This is a genomic window from Lacisediminihabitans sp. (assembly GCF_043726815.1).
In the GTDB taxonomy this organism is placed as follows: domain Bacteria; phylum Actinomycetota; class Actinomycetes; order Actinomycetales; family Microbacteriaceae; genus Lacisediminihabitans.
The window spans coordinates 17,769-32,706 of sequence record NZ_JAYSJZ010000027.1 but is presented as its reverse complement, the minus strand read 5'-3'; the positions used below and the strand labels follow the sequence as shown (position 1 = coordinate 32,706).

Below are 14,938 nucleotides of genomic sequence, written 5' to 3'. Positions count from 1 at the left end.
AGCACGCTTCCCCTCCCCGCCTCATCGTCAGTCGGCGAACTCCCTGACTAGACCGCGGCCTGCTCGCGGTGCGGCAGCGTCCATCCGGGCCGGATGAAGTGGCAGGTGTAGCCGTACGGGTTCTTCTCCAGGTAGTCCTGGTGGTCTTCCTCCGCCTCCCAGAAGTCGCCGGCCGGCGTGACCTCGGTCACGACCTTGCCCGGCCACAGCCCGGACGCGTCGACGTCGGCGATGGTCTCCTCTGCCACGCGCTTCTGCTCGTCGCTGGTGTAGAAGATCGCGGAGCGGTAGCTGCGCCCCACGTCGTTGCCCTGGCGGTTCTTGGTCGACGGGTCGTGGATCTGGAAGAAGAACTCGAGAATCTCGCGGAACGAGATCTGGGCGGGGTCGAAGACGATCTCCACCGACTAGGCGTGGTCGCCGTGGTTGCGGTAGGTCGCGTTCGGGGTGTCGCCACCGGAGTAGCCGACCCTCGTCGAGATCACTCCCGGCCGACGGCGGAGCAGTTGCTGCGCTCCCCAGAAACAGCCCCCTGCGAGGATGGCGCGTTCGGTTGTGTTAGTCATCGTGTGGTCTCCTTTGCGGTGAATGTGTGCCCACGACCGGTATAACGCACGGGTGGCGAAGGATGTTCCGCGCTTTGATCGCGGCGTGAGACCGGTGGTCGCCGTCCACGGGTGCCCGCCCGCAGACTCCAGTTGTGCAGGACGGGTCCGCCGTCCCCGGGTGTCCACCCCCGCAGACTCCAGTTGTGCAGGACGGGTTGTGCGGCGTAGGCAACCAAGACTCCTGGCCCCGTCCTGCAGAACACGGCCCGACCGACGCGCGCGGCACCGCCAGAGGGCCGACTAGGTTCAGCCTCCGGCGTCGCGGCGACCGGGATGCGACGGAGGACGTCGCGGCGACCGGCAGGCGGCCGAGGGCGTCACACCCGATCAAACCTGCCCTGGCAGTGCAACTAGCCCGTGCTCGTGCCGAACAGCAGACCGAGCCCATAGGTGACCGCCGCCGCCCCGAAGCCGATCGCGAGCTGACGAAGTGCCCGCTTGAGCGGCGAGGCGCCCGAGAGCAACCCGACGACCGCGCCGGTGCCGAGCAGGGCGAGCCCCACGAGGGCGGAGGCCACGAGAATGGCGGTGAGCCCGCTGAGGCCGAACAGGTAGGGCACGACCGGGATGATCGCGCCGGAGGCGAAGAAACAGAAGCTCGACACGGCGGCCCCGATCCCCGTGCCGACCGATTCGTGCAGGTAGGCCGGGGGCGGCCCGGCGACGGCGAGGCTGTGGTCCCGCAGCACCTCTCTCGCGTGGGCATCCGCCTCCACGGCATCCATGCCCCTCGAGCGGTAGACGAGGGCGAGCTCGTTGGCGTCGACGTCGAGGTACGGCAGCGCCTCGTTGCTCTCCGGGTCGGGGGTGGATGCCTCGAGCAGTTCCCGCTGGGAGCGCACGGACACGTACTCCCCGGCCCCCATCGAGAGGGCGCCGGCGAGCAGCCCGGCGACCCCGGTGAGCAGCACGACGTGCGTGGCGACGCCGCTCGCGCTCACGCCGATCACGAGCGCCAGGTTGCTGACGAGTCCGTCGTTCGCGCCGAACACGGCCGCGCGGAACGTGCCGGAGAGTCGGTTGCGTCCGCGCATCGCCAGGCCGCGCAGCACCTCGCCGTGGATGCGTTCGTCGGCGGCCATCGCCGCGGTGGCGTCGGAGTCCCCCGCGTACGGCGATCGGGCCTCCGCGCGCTGGGCGAGGGCGAGCACGAAGACGGAGCCAAACCGACGGGCCAGGAAGCCGAGCATCCGGGTGCGGATGTCCCCCTTGCGCGGCTTGCCGACGTCGTCGCCGAGCAGGTCGCGCCAGTGTTCCTCGTGGCGGCCCTCCGCCTCGGCGAGCGCGAGCAGGATCTCCCGCTCCTCGCCCGTGCGTCGTGCCGCCAGGTCGCGATAGACGGCGGCTTCCGCCCGCTCGTCTGCGAGGTGTTGGCGCCACCGCCGCAGCTCGGCGGGGGTGGGTGCCGGGTCGCCTGGGCGTCGAGTCTCGGTCACGGGATCCTTCCGGTCGGGCTCACGGCGGGTAGGCGAAGACGCGCGCCCCGGCTCCGTGGCCGTTTGACCGAAGGTCTCGTTCGCCCTGGCGACCACTTCGGCCGTTCGGGTGGAGTACCGGGCCAGTCATCGTGACCGGCCAGTATGTCGATACGTCCGCGCCCGCAACCCAGAATGCGGGCGACGGGGGAACTACTCCCCTTCGTGCCTTCCAGAGTACCGGATTCCCCAGGACAGCGACCAGGTCTCGCCCGGTTCGAGCCAGCGCAGGCCCTGCCCGCTGTTGAACGCGTTCGGCGGAGCGGTCATCGGTTCCACCGCGATCGCGGTGCCGAGCACGGGAGTGCCGAGGCCGACATCCCGCGGGAAGATGCGGGTGGTGAAGACCTGCACGAAGCCGAAGTCGCCGTCCTGCCAGAGCTCGACGAATCGGCCGTCGGTGGCCGTGAGGAGGTGCCGGCTCAGCTCGCCCGCGGGCGTCACGGCACCGAAGGCGTCATCGAGGTGCAGCTCGGCGACGGGTCGTCCGGCGCGCAGGTCGAAGCCGGTGCCCTCGACCGGGTTCTCGCTCACCGGGTTGAGCCTGGCATCCGTCTCGAATCTCGTGCCGGCGGCCACGGTGAGAACGAGCTCGTCGGTGGGCACGTCGCCGAGGCGCAGGAACGGATGCGTCCCCACCGCGACCGGTGCCGTCGCCGACCCGACGTTGGTGATGCCGTGGGTGACGCGCAACCCGTCGTCGACGAGTTCGTAGCGCACGGTGGTGTCGAGTTGGAAGGGGTAGCCGCGGGTGGGGAACACCGTGGCGGCGAGGGTGAGGGACGAGGCGCTTCGCTCCGCCACCGTGTACGGCCGGTCGCGCAGGAGGCCGTGCAGGGCGTTGCCGCGCTCCGGTTCGGTGAGGTCGAGCTGCTGCTCCACACCGTCGAGCCGCCAGAGGCCGTCCTCGACGCGGTTCGGCCACGGCACGAGCACGATGCCGTCGCCGAACGGCGGCACGACGTCGTCGCCGTACGGCTCGGTCAGGTGGACACCGCCGATCGTCAGGCTGCGCAGCGACGCGGCGACCTCCGTGATGACGGCGCGCGCCTCACCGTGGAGAGTCGGCGAGGAGAGTTCGAACTGGAGTCCTGTTGGCGAGTGCACCGGTCAAGCCTAGCGAGGCGCGTATTCGGCCTGGATCAGTGGTCGGCTCGGATCACGCGCAGGCCGGCGGCGCGCAGCGTCTCCACCACCGCCGCATCCGCCTCGTCCCCGGTGATGAGCGTGTCGATCTCGGCCAGGGGGGCGACTCGGCTGAGCTGGGCGACCCCGAGCTTGGAGCTGTCGGCGACGACGATCGTGCGCGCGGCGGTCGCGATCATGCGACGCTTCACATCGGCTTCTGGCAGGTTGACATTGGTGATGCCGGCGGTGACGTGCACCCCGCTGCAGCCGATGAAGGCGATGTCCGCCCGGATGCGGTCGAGCACCACCCCGGCGAGCGGGTCGACGAGCGAGTGCTGAAGCGGCCTCAGCGTGCCTCCGGTGACGACGACCGTGAAACGGGGAATGGCGGGCTCGAGCGCCAGGGCGATGTTGAGGGCGTTGGTGATGACCACCACGTTCTGCAGGTCGTCCCGCTCGAGCATGGCCGCGGCGATCGCCGTCGTGGTGGTGCCCACGTCGAGCACGACGGCCTGGTCCGATTCGATCAGGGCGGCCGCCGCACGGCCGATGCGGGCCTTCTCGTCGGAGCCCGCGAGCATCGACTGTTCGAACGGACGCTCGAGCCCGGCGGGTCTGGCCGGGGTTCCGGCCACCGCTCCCCCGTGCACGCGCTGAACGACGTTGTCGTCGGCGAGCGCGTCGAGGTCCGCGCGCACGGTGACCTCCGAGATGCCGAACTGCCGGCTCAGCTGCGCGACCCTGGCGAAGCCGCGTTCCTCGATGAGGGTGCGCATCTGCTCGCGCCGGGCGGCCGCCGGTGGGGTGTGCTGCGCGTCGGTCATGGACTAATCTTCGATTACTTGCGTTTTATTGTCAATCGACGGTATAGTTTCCTTCGTTTCGAAACCTGACCGGAGAAGGCCCCATGTCATCGATCGTCAAACGCGAGCATCGGCTAGCCGACGGCCGCGAGCTCATCTACTTCGACGACGCCGACACCACCCTGGCGCCGGACCGCAAGCCGGATGCCCGCGTGCTCGACCCGAGACCGGAGACGGCGACGATGCGCCAGGACCCGCTCACCGGCGAATGGATCTCCATCGCCGCCGCCCGGCAGAATCGCGTCTTCCTCCCGCCGGCCGACAAGGACCCGCTCGCGCCGGCCTCGGCGACCAACCCCTCGGAGATTCCGGACAACTACGACGTCGCCGTCTTCGAGAACCGGTCGCCCTCGTTCGGCCCCGACGTCTCGGGGGGCTACTCCGAGCACGACCTGCGCACGATCGGCCTCGGTCGCACCCTGCCGTCGATCGGCCGCTGCGAGGTCGTCTGCTTCAGCCCGGAGCACGAGGGCTCGTTCGGCAGCCTCACCCCCTCCCGGGCGCGCACCGTGATCGAGGCGTGGGCCGATCGCACGGCCGCCCTCTCGGCCATGCCCGGCGTCGCCCAGGTCTTCCCGTTCGAGAACCGGGGCGAGGCGATCGGCGTGACGCTGCACCACCCGCACGGCCAGATCTACTCCTACCCCTATGTCACCCCGCGCACGACGCGACTGATCGAGTCGATCGAACGCTTCGGCCCCGACCTGTTCCAGAGCATCCTCGACTTCGAGGGCGCCTCGGAGCGCGTGGTGCTGCGCGGCGAGCACTGGACGGCCTTCGTGCCGTTCGCGGCACGCTGGCCGATCGAGGTGCACATGCTCCCCCACCGCCACGTGCCGGACTTCGCTGCCACGAGCACCGAGGAGCGCGACGAGCTCGCCGGCCTCTACCTCACGCTGCTGCGCGGCATCGACGCCCTCTACGACACCCCGACGCCCTACATCGCCGCCTGGCACCAGGCACCGGTGCGCGAGAAGCGGGACGAGATCCGGCTCATGCTGCAGGTGACCTCCCCGCGCCGGGCGGCCAACAAGCTCAAGTACCTCGCCGGCTCGGAGGCGGCCATGGGAGCATGGATCGGCGACGTGACGCCCGAGCAGACGGCCAGCGCCATCCGAACCGCCATCGAGACAGCAGGGACCAGCACGCCATGACCGACATCAGGGACGACGTCCGCCGGGGATTTGCGGAACTCTACGGCTACGAGCCGAGCGGCCTCTGGTCGGCGCCGGGTCGGGTCAACCTCATCGGGGAGCACACCGACTACAACGAGGGCTTCGTGCTTCCCCTCGCCATCAACCGCCGCACCGTGATCGCGCTCGGGCTGCGGCAGGACCGCGTGGCCCGGGTCGCGAGCGACTTCGCCGACGAGGTCGTGCAGATCGATCTCGGTGAGCTCTCGCCCGAGACGGTGCACGGCTGGTCCGCCTACCCGCTCGGCGTCGCCTGGGCGCTCGGCCAGCACGGCGCAGACCTCGCCGCCGTGCCCGGCTTCGACGTCTACATCGAGTCGGATGTGCCGGTCGGCGCCGGCCTGTCGTCCTCGGCCGCCATCGAGAGCGCGGTCGCCCTGGCCCTCAACGACGTCTGGCAGCTCGGCCTCGACCGGCCGACCCTCGCCCGCGTGGGCCAGCTCGCCGAGAACCGGGTGGTCGGCGCCCCCACCGGCATCATGGACCAGTCCGCCTCGCTGCTCGGCCAGAAGGACAGCGCGGTCTTCCTCGACTGCCGAAGCCTCGAGGCCCAGATCGTGGACCTCGGCTTCGACGCCGCCGGTCTCGTGCTGCTCATCATGGACACCGGGGTGAGCCACTCGCACGCCACCGGCGGCTACGCCGAGCGCCGGGCATCCTGCGAGCTCGGTGCGCGCGAACTCGGCGTCAAGTCTCTGCGCGACGTGGGCGTCGACGACCTCGAGCGGGCGCGCGCGATCCTCGACGACGTCACCTTCCGCCGGATGCGGCACGTGGTCACCGAGAACCAGCGGGTGCTCGACACCGTGCGCACGCTGCGGGAGGAGGGTCCGGCCGCGATCGGCGACCTTCTCGACGCCTCCCACGTGTCCATGCGCGACGACTTCGAGATCTCCGTGCCCGAGCTCGACCTCGCGGTCGAGACGGCGCAGTCGAACGGCGCCCTCGGGGCGCGGATGACCGGCGGCGGCTTCGGCGGGGCCGCCATCGCCCTCGTGCGGGCGGACGACCTCTCGCGGCTCCAGGTTGCTATTGACGGCGCCTTCGCAGAACATGGCTATGGTCAGCCTGATACCTTCGTCGTGACGGCTGCGCAGGGCGCATCCCGCGAACCCTGACCCCCGAGCTCCTCTTCGAGCCGCTAGGAGACACGAGTGCGAGCGTTTCACCCCACCGCGTCGATCGCCATCGGCGCCGTGCTTCTCGCCGCGCTGCTCACCGGATGCGCCGGCCCGACGCCGACCGCCCCCGCCGCGAGCAAGACGGCAACCCCGACCGCCGCCCCCTCGGCGAGCTCGACCGCCGGGCCGAAGGACGTGCTGTTCACCATCGCGGCGAACGTTCGAGGAAAGGACGGCAGCACCATTGCGATCCTCCTCACGGCGCACAAGCCCCTCCCATACAGCGTGAGCGCGGCGAAGCCTCTCAAGGACGAGTTCATCGCGTCCTGCGGCGCGGGCACCGCCGGCGTGCCGGTGACGAACGACAGCCTCGCCGCCAACGGCAGCATCCTCATGCCGATCGACATCGCCTCGAGCTCCAGCGGCAAGGTCTTCGTCTACCCGGTCACCCTCTCGCTGGGCAACCAGTACCGCGGCCAATCCGCGACGGGCAAGGGCGTCGCCCCGGCCGACTCGAGCCAGCCCTGCAACTCGGGTTACACCTGGGCGTCCTCCGGCGCGGTGCACGCCGTCGCGGTCTTCGAGAGCGGCAACCCGGGTCCAGACGTCAAGGCCTGGCGCTACGCCAAGTACGGCTTCAGCGTGCCCTTCGAGTCCAATTCCACGATCGAGGCCTGCACCATCACGGTCACCGACCTCGGCAAGTCGGTCGTGAACGGCATCGACGGCTGGGCCAGTCCGGACTCGGACGGCACCTCGTGCCAGATCGGCTACGTGGGCGAGTAGCCCGACCGGCGCCCGTCGAGCAGGCTCTGCACCGACGGCGGAAGTTGGATGCCCTCGGCAAGGTCCAGGGCCGCCAGCGCGGTCGTGAAACCCGTGGCCACCGGCAGCACGCCGGCCCAGGCCGGGCCGGCCACGTCATCCGGGCCGTCCTCCGGCCAGCCGTCCGACACCTTGAGGCTCCAGTCCTCCATCTCGAGTCGCAGCACGAGCGTCGCCGCGAGCTCCTTCGGGCTGTGCCGACGGATTTCGCCGACGCGGCCCGGGATTATCGCGTTCGTGATGTGGTCGAGGGCGTGCACCTTCGCGTCGTCGGTGACCGGACGGCAGCCGCCGAAGAGCACGGCGCTGCGGTAGTGCATCGAGGATTCGAACGCCGAGCGGGCAACCACGACGGCGTCGAGCGATGTCACCGAGAGGGCGACCGGCGTGCCCGTGGCGAGCAGGCGCAGCCAGCGGGAGCCTGTGGAGCCGTGCAGCAGGATGTCGTCGCCGGTGGAGACGATGGCGATCGGCAGCACGCGCGGTTGGCCGTCCACCACGAAGGCGACGTGCCCCACCCGAGCGTCGGCGATGAGGGCGTGCAGGGCCGCGCGATCCCGGCCGGGATACTTCTCCGGCATCCTGGCCGGGGTCACGCGGTCCTCGTGGCTCATAGCCGTTCGGCCGCCGCGACCACGTTCGCCATGAGCATCGCCCTGGTCATCGGGCCCACCCCGCCCGGCACGGGCGAGAGGAAGCCGGCCACCTCGGCGACCTCGGGGTCGACGTCGCCGATGAGCTTCGCCTTGCCGGTCTCCTCGTTCACCCGGCGGGTGATTCCCACGTCGAGCACGGCGGCCCCGGGCTTCACCCAGTCGGCCTTCACGAGGCCGGGCACTCCCACCGCCGCAACCACGATGTCCGCGCGGCGCACCTCGTCGGCCAGGTCGACCGTGCGGGAGTGCGCGAGCGTCACGGTGGCGTCCAGCCCCTTGCGGGTGAGCAGGAGGCCGAGCGGCCGGCCGACGGTGAGCCCGCGGCCGATCACGACCACGCGCTGGCCGGCGATCGGCACGCCGTAGCGCTGCAGCATCTCCACGAGCCCAGCCGGGGTGCACGGCAGCGGCGAGTCGAGCTCGCCGGAGACACCGAGCACGAGCCGGCCGAGGTTCATCGGGTGCAGTCCGTCGGCGTCCTTGGCCGGGTCCATCAACTCGAGCATGGCGTTCTCGTCGATGCCGGCGGGCAGCGGCAGCTGGATGATGTAGCCGGTCACCGCCGGGTTCTCGTTGAGCGCGACGATGGCGGCGCGCACCTCGTGCTCGGTGGCCGTGGCCGGCAGGTCGACGCGGATCGACTCGATGCCGAGCTCGACGCTGTCCCGGTGCTTTCCGGCGACGTAGGACAGCGAGCCGGGATCCGAGCCGACGAGGAGCGTGCCGAGGCCCGGGAACACGCCGCGCGCCTTGAGGGCGGCGATGCGGTCGACGAGCTCCGACTTGACGGCGGCCGCGGTCGCGACGCCGTCCATCCTGACTGCGGTCACGCCCAGGTGCCGGGGCTTGTGAGGCCCGGGTAGAGCGGGTAGCCGTCGGTGAGCGCGAGCACGCGCGCACGGAGGGCCGCGACATCCGGGTTCGGCATGAGGGCGATCGCGATGATGTCGGCGACCTCCGCGAACTCCTCGTCGCCGAAGCCGCGAGTGGCGAGCGCAGCGGTGCCGATCCGCACTCCGGACGGCGTCATGGCGGGGCGCGGGTCGAACGGCACGGCGTTGCGGTTCACGGTGATGCCCACCGAGTGCAGGATGTCCTCCGCGTCCTGTCCGTGGATGGCCGAGGTGCGCAGGTCCACGAGCACGAGGTGCACGTCGGTGCCGCCGGTGAGCACGTCGATGCCGGCCGCGGTCGCGTCCGGCGCGGTGAGGCGCTCGGCGAGGATCTGCGCGCCGCGCACCGTGCGCTCCTGACGGTCCTTGAATTCGGGCTCGGCGGCGAGCTTGAACGCGGTCGCCTTCGCGGCGATCACGTGCATGAGCGGACCGCCCTGCTGGCCGGGGAACACCGCGGAGTTGAGCTTCTTCGCGAGCGCCATGTCGCGGGCGACGATGAAGCCGGAGCGGGGACCCGCGAGGGTCTTGTGCGCGGTGCTCGACACGACATCCGCGTACGGCACGGGCGACGGATGAAGGCCGGTCGCGACAAGGCCGGCGAAGTGGGCCATGTCCACCCAGAGCTTGGCTCCCACCTCGTCGGCGATGGCACGGAACGCGGCGAAGTCGAGCTGGCGCGAGTAGGCGGACCAGCCGGCGATGAGCACGGTCGGCCGGTGCTCGAGGGCCTTCTCGCGCACGACATCCATGTCGACGCGGAAGGTCTCGGGGTCCACCCCGTACGCGGTGGCGTTGTAGAGCTTGCCGGAGAAGTTGAGCTTCATGCCGTGGGTGAGGTGGCCGCCGTGCGCGAGCTCGAGGCCGAGGATGGTGTCGCCGGGAGTGGCGATCGCCGCGAGCACCGCGGCGTTGGCGGTGGCACCGGAGTGGGGCTGCACGTTGGCGTACTCGGCTCCGAAGAGCGACTTGACGCGCTCGAGGGCGAGGTTCTCTGCGATGTCGACGAACTCGCAGCCGCCGTAGTAGCGGCGGCCGGGGTAGCCCTCAGCGTACTTGTTGGTGAGCACGGAGCCCTGGGACTCGAGCACCGCGCGGGCGACGAAGTTCTCGCTCGCGATCATCTCCAGCGTGCCGCGCTGGCGGCCGAGCTCGGACTCGAGGGCCGCCGCGATCTCGGGATCGACGCTCGAGAGCGGATCCGTGAAGGTGGTGGGAAGTTTGTCGGTTACTGCGTTTTCAACGGACACTGGCGTTGCTCCTTAGACATGACCGGACGACGAAAGGCTATCCGGTTCGGCCCAGGCGTACGGCCGAATCGTAGAAGGTCGCTCCCCGATGGTTACCCACCTCAACGCCAGTCGCGACCCGATCAGTTTACCAGCCAGGCGGCCCACTCAGCCGCCCGCCTCGAGCAGCGCGTCGACCACCGCGCGGGTCGGGGCTGTCGAGGGTCCCGAGCGGTTGACGGCGAGGGCGGCGCAGGCGTTCGCGCGACGGGCGGCGGCCATCGGGCGCTCGCCGGCGGCGAGCGCGGCGAGGAACGCACCGGCGTGGGCGTCCCCCGCGCCGGTGGTGTCGACCGCCGCCACCGGGAATCCCGCAACGTGGGTGATCTCGCCGCGCAGGCAGAGCAGGCAGCCGTCCGGTCCGAGGCGCACGATGGTGCCCGACGCCCGGCCGCCGACCGCAGCCAGCGCGAGGATCGCGGCCACGGCATCCGCCTCCCCCGTGAGCATCGTGGCCTCCCGCGCGTTGCAGCTCAGCCAGTCCGCTCGCCGGGTGACCAGCCGCCACACCTCGTCCGGGATGTCGGCGGCGAGCGGTCCCGGGTCGAACAGCACCCGGGTGCCGGCCGGCACGGTGCCCAGCCAGGCCGACAGCACCGCGCCGTTCGTGCGCTCGAGCAGGCCGTAGCCGGACACGTGGACCAGGTCGTGCTCGCCGGGACGCACCGCGGAGATCGCCGTGGCGGTGAGGGCGGCCTCCGCGCCGAAGACCGTGACGAAGGTGCGTTCGCCTCCCGCGTCGATGAGCGCCACGTCGTAGCCGGTGTCGAGGCCGGGAGTCGGCGGCAGCAGCGCGTCGATCCCCGCCGCGGCGAGCTCGGCCCGCACCCGGTCGCCGAACACTCCGGTGCCGTGCCCGCCCGCGTAGGCGGTCGGCAGGCCCTGGCGCACCGCGGCGACCATGGTGTTGAAGCTCCCGCCCGGCGAGACGCCCGCGGCGTCGGCCAGCACATCGCCGCCCCGCTCCGGCAGGTGCGGCACCCGCGCCGCGATGTCGATGATGACGTTGCCGACGCTGATCAGCCGCGCGCTCATCGCAGCTCCAGCAGAGCGTCGACGACCGGCTCGAGGCTCAGGCCGTTCACCCGGTCCACAGTCTCCCTCGCCTCGGCGGGGAAGCCCGCTGTGCCGTGGGTCGCCCCCGCCACCGCTCCGACCATCGCGGCGACGGTGTCGCTGTCGCCCCCGAGCGACGCGGCGGCGAGGCACGCCCGCCACGGGTCGCCTGGAAAGGTCGCGAGGATTCCGAAGGCGGCGGGCACCGACTCCTGCGTCGCGAGGCTGGTGCCGACGAGCTCGGAGATGTCGGTGAGACCGCGCTCGGGGTCGGCCGGGTCGGCGAGGCCGATGGCCCAGCGGATGCGGCGGGAGACGTCGGCGGCGGCCACCCAGTTGCCGCGCGTGCGTGCGATCGCCGACGCCGCGATGGCGTACTCGAAGGCCTCGCGCACCGTCGCCCCATCGACCCCGGCGCTCACCGCCGCGGCGACCGCCGCCGCCCCGGCGATCGCGACTCCCGTGTTGTGGCTCACCAGGCTCGCCTCGACCACCCGGTCGACCAGAAGGTCGAGGTCGCGCGAGCCGACGGCGATGCCGACCGGGGTCACCCGCATGGCCGCCCCGTTCGTGGTGCCGAACCGGCCGGCCAGCTCGACGGCCTCTCCGGCGAGCACCGCCCGGACCGCGCGACTGGTCGACGGCCCGAGCAGGTCGAGCGAGCCGCGCTCGCGCATCCCCTGCTCCCAGTCCACGAGGGCGGCCGCGAACTCGCGCGGGTCGATTCGGCCTCGGCCGTCGATGAGCATCCCGGCGAGCAGCAGCGCCTGCTCGGTGTCGTCGGTGATCGACCCGGCGGGAAGTCCGGCCGCGAGCGGATGGTCGGCCGCCGCCGGCTCGAAGCCGGTGAGGCGACCGTACCGCCCGGCGACCGCCGCGCGGCTCATCAGCTGGGTCGGCATCCCGAGGGCGTCGCCGATCGCCAGTCCGTACAGTGCCGCGAGCGCGCGGTCGCGGGAGGCGGGCACGTCAGCGGGCCGAGAAGGAGAAGTGCAGGCTGAAGTGCGCCGGGTCGAGCAGGCTCTCCACGCTCTCCACGAGCGCGCCGCCCGAGTCCCTGGTGACGCAGCGCGACCACAGGAACGCCTCGCCGGGATCGCGCTCGAGGAGGCGGGCATCCTCGCCCTCCAGCCGCCGCACCTCCACCCACTGCTCCCCCTGGGCGGCGACCAGTCCGGACTCGAGCAGCAGCCGGGTGAGCGACCCGTCGGCCAGGCCGGCCCCGAACGCGGCGACGGCGAGCGGGGTGGCCGGGATGCGGGAACGCTCGTACGAGACGGGAGACCCGTCCGCGACGCGGCGGAGCCGTTCGACGAGGATGAACCGGTCGGAACTCTCGGCGAGCTCGGCGGCGAGTTCGGCATCCGTCACCTGCTCGAGCCGCAGCACCTCCACCCGGGCGTCGACGCCCTGCTCCCTCAGGGCGCGCGCCCAGCCGAGCTTGACGTCCAGCGGCCGGCCGTCGAAGGTCACGAAGGAGCCCTTGCCCGAGCGCGTGGCGATCAGGCCGGCCTCGCCGAGCTCCGAGAGGGCCGCCCGCACGGTGTTGCGGCTCACCGAGAAGCGCTCGGCGAGCGCCGCCTCGCCGGGCAGCTGCCGACCGAAGGGAACGCTGCCGCCGCGGATCTCCGTCTCGAGCACGAGCGCCACCTGCTCATGCTTGAGCCGCGGGCGCTCGGCGGTCACGCGCCCTCCGCGCCGATCGCCGCCGCCGTGGTGATCTCGATGAGCGGCGTGTAGAGGGCCATCGCGCCGATCGCCCGGTCGTGATCGAAGTCGGTGAGCCCGGCGCACGCGTCCTCCACCACGCGCACGTGCACCCCGGCATCCGCCGCGGCGAGGGCCGTCGAGAGCACGCAGCAGTCCGTCGACACCCCGGCGAGCACCATCTCGGTGCTGTCGCCCAGGATCCCCGCGAGTTCCGCGCCCCACTTGCCGAAGGTCTCGCGCGTCACGGTCGGCAGGTCGAGCGCGGCGAACACCGGCGCCAGCTCATAGAGCGGATCGGTGGGAGGCACGAGCGCGAACGGCCACGCCTCGTAGTACGGGATCCAGGCTCCCCGAGGCTCGGCGGGCGCGACGAAACGGGTGAAGACCACCCGCGGCGAGAACTGCTCGACCAGCCGGGCGATGGTCGGCTCGATCGTCGGGAAGCCGGGGGTGAACCACTCGCTCCCCGGGTCGCCGAAGATCCGCTGCATGTCGATCACGACGAGCCACGGCGCGGCTCCCGACTCGGCACTCGAGGTCACGCGCGCTCCTCGACGCGTGCCTGCTCGATCGGCTGCGCCTCCTGGCGGCGGATCGCGCCGCGCCCGAAGATCAGGATTCCGAAGAATCCGATCAGCAGGGCGATCAGCACGCCGAGGTTGGCGTAGGCCCACGGCCCGGATCTGCCGCCCAGGCCGACCGGCCCGAGCAGGTAGCCCTGCCAGTTGAGCCACTCCGGCACGCCGAAGGTGTTCGTGATCATGCCCCAGCCGATCACGGTCCCCACCACGATGAGGCCGATGGACAGCCACCGCACATCGCCGTACCGGCCGCGGTGGTCGTAGAGGTCAGCCTCGGAGTAGTCCTTGCGCCGCAGCACGATGTCGGCCACCAGCACCCCGCACCAGGCCGCGATCGGCACGCCGAGCGTCACGAGGAACGCCTCGAACGGCGCGATGAAGCTCGGGGCGAAGAACACGACGTAGATGGCGCCGGCGATCATCACCACCCCGTCGATGCCGGCCGCGGCGAACCGCGGGATCTTGATTCCGGCGCTCAGCAGCGCGAGGCCGGACGAGTAGATGTCGAGCACGGCCCCGCCGACGAGGCCGAGCACGGCCACGAGGGCGAACGGCACGAGGAACCAGGTGGGCAGGATCGTCGTCAGGGCGCCGATCGGGTCGGCGCCGATGGCCTTGCTCAGGCTCGCCGACGACCCGGCGAGCAGCAGGCCGAACACCACGAGGATCACCGGGGCGACCGAGGCGCCGAAGGCCGTCCAGCCGATCACGGAGGAGCTGCGCGAGCCCCGCGGCAGGTAGCGCGAGTAGTCGGCGGCGGCGTTTACCCAGCCGAGACCGAATCCGGTCATCACGAAGACGAGCGCCCCGATCACCGCCTGTCCGGCTCCGGCGGGCAGCGCCGCCACGGTGGCGAGGTTGATGTGCGGCACGGCGAGGATGATGTACACCACGGTGAGCACGCCGGTGATGATCGTGATCCACACCTGCAGGCGCATGATGAGGTCGAAGCCGATCACCCCGGCCACGACGATCAGGCCGGCGACCACCACGAGGGCCACGATCTGGGTGGCGACGCCGCCCTGCCAGCCGAGCTCCCGAAACACGGTGGAGGTGGCGAGCACGGCGAGCGCCGTGAGCGCCGTCTCCCAGCCCACGGTGAGCACCCACGAGATCACCGAGGGAAGGGCGTTGCCGCGCACTCCGAAGCTGGCGCGGCTGAGGATCATGGTGGGAGCTGAACCGCGCTTGCCGGCGAGGGCGATGATGCCGCAGAGCAGGAAGGACACGACGATCCCGATCACGCCGACGAGGGTCGCCTGCCAGAAGGAGATGCCGAAGCCGAGGATGAACGACCCGTAGCCGATCCCCAGCACGGACACGTTCGCCGCGAACCACGGCCAGAAGAGGCTGCGCGGAGCGCCTTTGCGCTCGCTCTCCGCGATGGTGTTGATGCCGTTGAGTTCGACGCTCAGGGCGTCCCTGCCCGAGGACGTGATGCCCTCGCTTGCGGTTGTGGCCACGACCCGACCTCTCTCGAATGCACCTGTTCAGACCTGTTCAGCACAAGCTAGTCCTCGCCTCCGCCGGGTGTCAACGG

Annotated in this window: 14 protein-coding genes, 1 pseudogene and 1 riboswitch; of the genes and pseudogenes, 3 read left to right on the top strand and 12 right to left on the bottom strand. The window is 71.3% G+C overall.

Features of this window, described 5'->3' with window-relative positions; genetic code table 11:
- Positions 1 to 47 precede the first annotated feature (47 nt).
- From msrA to ACHZD8_RS02895, 4 genes and pseudogenes are all read right to left on the bottom strand, one after another.
- Positions 48 to 566: pseudogene (gene msrA / locus ACHZD8_RS02910) on the bottom strand (peptide-methionine (S)-S-oxide reductase MsrA).
- Between the two features lie 392 nt (positions 567 to 958).
- The gene (locus ACHZD8_RS02905) at positions 959 to 2,044 is read right to left on the bottom strand and encodes a VIT1/CCC1 transporter family protein (RefSeq protein WP_394768630.1); all 1,086 of its coding nucleotides are present in this window, start codon (positions 2,042 to 2,044) and stop codon (positions 959 to 961) included.
- Between the two features lie 192 nt (positions 2,045 to 2,236).
- Positions 2,237 to 3,190 (bottom strand): aldose 1-epimerase family protein, encoded by a 954-nt coding sequence (locus ACHZD8_RS02900; RefSeq protein WP_394768629.1) that lies wholly within the window; start codon positions 3,188 to 3,190, stop codon positions 2,237 to 2,239.
- Positions 3,191 to 3,225: 35 nt separating this feature from the next.
- Complete coding sequence (locus ACHZD8_RS02895) at positions 3,226 to 4,035, bottom strand: DeoR/GlpR family DNA-binding transcription regulator (RefSeq protein WP_394768628.1); 810 nt, start codon at positions 4,033 to 4,035, stop codon at positions 3,226 to 3,228.
- 83 nt (positions 4,036 to 4,118) lie between these two features.
- Between ACHZD8_RS02895 and galT the strand changes: the two genes are divergently transcribed.
- The 3 genes from galT to ACHZD8_RS02880 are packed head-to-tail and all read left to right on the top strand — an operon-like array spanning position 4,119 to position 7,174.
- Complete coding sequence (galT, locus tag ACHZD8_RS02890; protein ID WP_394768627.1) at positions 4,119 to 5,228, top strand: galactose-1-phosphate uridylyltransferase; 1,110 nt, start codon at positions 4,119 to 4,121, stop codon at positions 5,226 to 5,228.
- Positions 5,225 to 6,385 carry a galactokinase gene (galK, locus tag ACHZD8_RS02885; RefSeq protein ID WP_394768626.1) on the top strand — a complete coding sequence of 387 codons (1,161 nt, stop codon included), beginning with the start codon at positions 5,225 to 5,227 and terminating at the stop codon, positions 6,383 to 6,385. The genes galT and galK overlap by 4 nt, the downstream gene beginning before the upstream one ends.
- Positions 6,386 to 6,421: 36 nt before the next feature.
- The gene (locus ACHZD8_RS02880; RefSeq protein WP_394768625.1) at positions 6,422 to 7,174 is read left to right on the top strand and encodes a hypothetical protein; all 753 of its coding nucleotides are present in this window, start codon (positions 6,422 to 6,424) and stop codon (positions 7,172 to 7,174) included.
- Here ACHZD8_RS02880 and ACHZD8_RS02875 read toward each other — a convergent pair.
- The 8 genes from ACHZD8_RS02875 to ACHZD8_RS02840 form a co-directional block, all read right to left on the bottom strand.
- Entirely contained in the window at positions 7,159 to 7,827 is a 669-nt protein-coding gene (locus ACHZD8_RS02875) for a pyridoxamine 5'-phosphate oxidase family protein (RefSeq protein WP_394768624.1), read from the bottom strand. The two genes, ACHZD8_RS02880 and ACHZD8_RS02875, sit on opposite strands and share 16 nt — an antisense overlap.
- Positions 7,824 to 8,699 (bottom strand): bifunctional methylenetetrahydrofolate dehydrogenase/methenyltetrahydrofolate cyclohydrolase, encoded by an 876-nt coding sequence (locus ACHZD8_RS02870; RefSeq protein WP_394768623.1) that lies wholly within the window; start codon positions 8,697 to 8,699, stop codon positions 7,824 to 7,826. Before ACHZD8_RS02870 ends, ACHZD8_RS02875 begins: the two co-directional genes overlap by 4 nt.
- Complete coding sequence (gene glyA / locus ACHZD8_RS02865; RefSeq protein WP_147781730.1) at positions 8,696 to 10,012, bottom strand: serine hydroxymethyltransferase; 1,317 nt, start codon at positions 10,010 to 10,012, stop codon at positions 8,696 to 8,698. The genes ACHZD8_RS02870 and glyA overlap by 4 nt, the downstream gene beginning before the upstream one ends.
- A gap of 42 nt (positions 10,013 to 10,054) precedes the next feature.
- Positions 10,055 to 10,137, bottom strand: a riboswitch (ZMP/ZTP riboswitch).
- A 22-nt stretch (positions 10,138 to 10,159) separates the two neighbouring features.
- Complete coding sequence (locus tag ACHZD8_RS02860) at positions 10,160 to 11,086, bottom strand: PfkB family carbohydrate kinase (protein ID WP_394768622.1); 927 nt, start codon at positions 11,084 to 11,086, stop codon at positions 10,160 to 10,162.
- The gene (locus ACHZD8_RS02855) at positions 11,083 to 12,075 is read right to left on the bottom strand and encodes an ADP-ribosylglycohydrolase family protein (RefSeq protein ID WP_394768621.1); all 993 of its coding nucleotides are present in this window, start codon (positions 12,073 to 12,075) and stop codon (positions 11,083 to 11,085) included. Before ACHZD8_RS02855 ends, ACHZD8_RS02860 begins: the two co-directional genes overlap by 4 nt.
- A 1-nt stretch (position 12,076) precedes the next feature.
- The gene (locus tag ACHZD8_RS02850; protein WP_394768620.1) at positions 12,077 to 12,793 is read right to left on the bottom strand and encodes a GntR family transcriptional regulator; all 717 of its coding nucleotides are present in this window, start codon (positions 12,791 to 12,793) and stop codon (positions 12,077 to 12,079) included.
- Positions 12,790 to 13,359 (bottom strand): cysteine hydrolase family protein, encoded by a 570-nt coding sequence (locus tag ACHZD8_RS02845; RefSeq protein WP_394768619.1) that lies wholly within the window; start codon positions 13,357 to 13,359, stop codon positions 12,790 to 12,792. Before ACHZD8_RS02845 ends, ACHZD8_RS02850 begins: the two co-directional genes overlap by 4 nt.
- Complete coding sequence (locus ACHZD8_RS02840; RefSeq protein ID WP_394768618.1) at positions 13,356 to 14,861, bottom strand: purine-cytosine permease family protein; 1,506 nt, start codon at positions 14,859 to 14,861, stop codon at positions 13,356 to 13,358. Before ACHZD8_RS02840 ends, ACHZD8_RS02845 begins: the two co-directional genes overlap by 4 nt.
- Positions 14,862 to 14,938 lie beyond the last annotated feature (77 nt).

Bases quoted from the DNA above. Each gene is read 5' to 3' on its own strand.
- ACHZD8_RS02875 (WP_394768624.1), bottom strand. From the start codon at position 7,827: ATGAGCCACGAGGACCGCGTGACCCCGGCCAGGATGCCGGAGAAGTAT.
- ACHZD8_RS02895 (WP_394768628.1), bottom strand. From the start codon at position 4,035: ATGACCGACGCGCAGCACACCCCACCGGCGGCCGCCCGGCGCGAGCAG.
- ACHZD8_RS02860 (WP_394768622.1), bottom strand. From the start codon at position 11,086: ATGAGCGCGCGGCTGATCAGCGTCGGCAACGTCATCATCGACATCGCG.
- galT (WP_394768627.1), top strand. From the start codon at position 4,119: ATGTCATCGATCGTCAAACGCGAGCATCGGCTAGCCGACGGCCGCGAG.
- galK (WP_394768626.1), top strand. From the start codon at position 5,225: ATGACCGACATCAGGGACGACGTCCGCCGGGGATTTGCGGAACTCTAC.